Below are 1,621 nucleotides of genomic sequence, written 5' to 3'. Positions count from 1 at the left end.
AGACATAGGCGCATTATCTCCTTAATTATTGGTGGTAGAATACTTCTAATTATAGAGATAATTACGCTTTTTTGTATCAAAAATAGTACTAGTGATTATCACCAGTACTAAATAATATAGAGCAAAAAAATCGAGGCAGCTCCAATAATTTAATTGTTGAAGCTACCTTAATTCTTAATATTAACCAAAGAAACCAGAAATAACATCAATACCTTGAGCTAATGCTTTAGCAATATTAGTACCCATAGTTACCCAATCTTGGTTTAGACCTGACTGAATTGCTTGACCAATAGCATCTACAACACCTGCCATAAATATTCCCTCCTTACATATTAATCATTCAATTTTAAGTTAAGCTAAAGTAATAATGAGTTTCATGATAAATCAGTCATATTATCAATAACTGTTATTAGTCTCATATTCTTTCACTGTTACTATCTAAATTATATAAGATCCTTTGGAATTATAGTTTGAAATTTCGTATATGCTTGTTTAAAGTTCCTAAACGTTTATTTTAGCTTTATAAGACATTTATATTAGACGAGATTGTATGCTTAAGTGTATAACCATAAATCTCTTAATGCTGTGTAAAAATAAGTTTATTAAACATCTTAAGATAAAACATAGTGAATTAAGAATAACTATACAAACCAAAAACAAAAGTTTATTTGTTCTACAGAAGAATATTCTGTACCTAAAAAAGTAAGAGATTCTGTTAAAAGGAAGCAAAATAATAATCGCTCTTTGTCAAATTCGATTGATGTATAAAAATTGAGTCGAAATATACTTATTAGTTTGTTTAATTCACGGTTCAAGGATTGAATGAGATGGAAACAATCCAGAATAATTTCTTCGTTTGGAAATAACTTCTTGAATAAAAAAATTAAGGACTATATATCCATCGTTACATATTTAACGTTTTCTCGCGCAGTTTTTTCAAATATCATAAAGTAATCAAACAAAGCTTTTGTCTCTGATCAGGAAGAATACCTATAATTCTGTATGTATCACCATCACAATATATAAAGTTCATTTTGCCTACGATATTTTTTACACTTTTAAATTCATCTATCATGATATGTTGAGGTAGTTTATTAAATGGTCTTAGTTTTACACTTCCAGCTATTTTATTAATATAACCTATCACTGATATAGCACTAACATTGTTATCTAACTCAACACTTTTACATGAACTATTTTCTCTGCTTTGATAAAGAAAATGAAGTATTAAGTTATTACAGAAGTTATAATATTGTTTGACAAAAGAATTTTTTAATACAAATGAATGACGACATCCATGACAAAAGAATCTTTGCTTTTTTAATTCTAAATAACTAGGGGTACCTTGTGTTTTAATAATTTGATTATTGTTTTACGCTTAACGTTTTTAAGGATTAAATTATTTTGATTAACTACTCCACAACTTTTACAACAGTCAGGCGTATATGTAAGTATTCCTTTAAAAATTAGTGTTCTTACTAATTTTCTATATGTTACTTATGGTTTTTCTTCTAAAACAATGTTTTTCTCTTTTTAATCAATTATTTTTTCTTCTATAATAAATCCGATTGAGAAATAACCGCTAGGTTATCTCAGACTGTCGACAAAGTCCTACGGACTT

Annotated in this window: 1 protein-coding gene; it reads right to left on the bottom strand. The window is 27.3% G+C overall.

Annotated features, from left to right (window positions below):
- Positions 1 to 180 precede the first annotated feature (180 nt).
- Positions 181 to 312 (bottom strand): beta-class phenol-soluble modulin, encoded by a 132-nt coding sequence (locus HMPREF2846_RS04530; protein WP_070625903.1) that lies wholly within the window; start codon positions 310 to 312, stop codon positions 181 to 183.
- Positions 313 to 1,621: the final 1,309 nt, after the last annotated feature.

Origin of the sequence: Staphylococcus sp. HMSC056G08 (assembly GCF_001812305.1) — a bacterium.
GTDB classification, from domain to species: domain Bacteria; phylum Bacillota; class Bacilli; order Staphylococcales; family Staphylococcaceae; genus Staphylococcus; species Staphylococcus simulans.
This window is presented reverse-complemented; position numbering and strand designations above follow the sequence as displayed.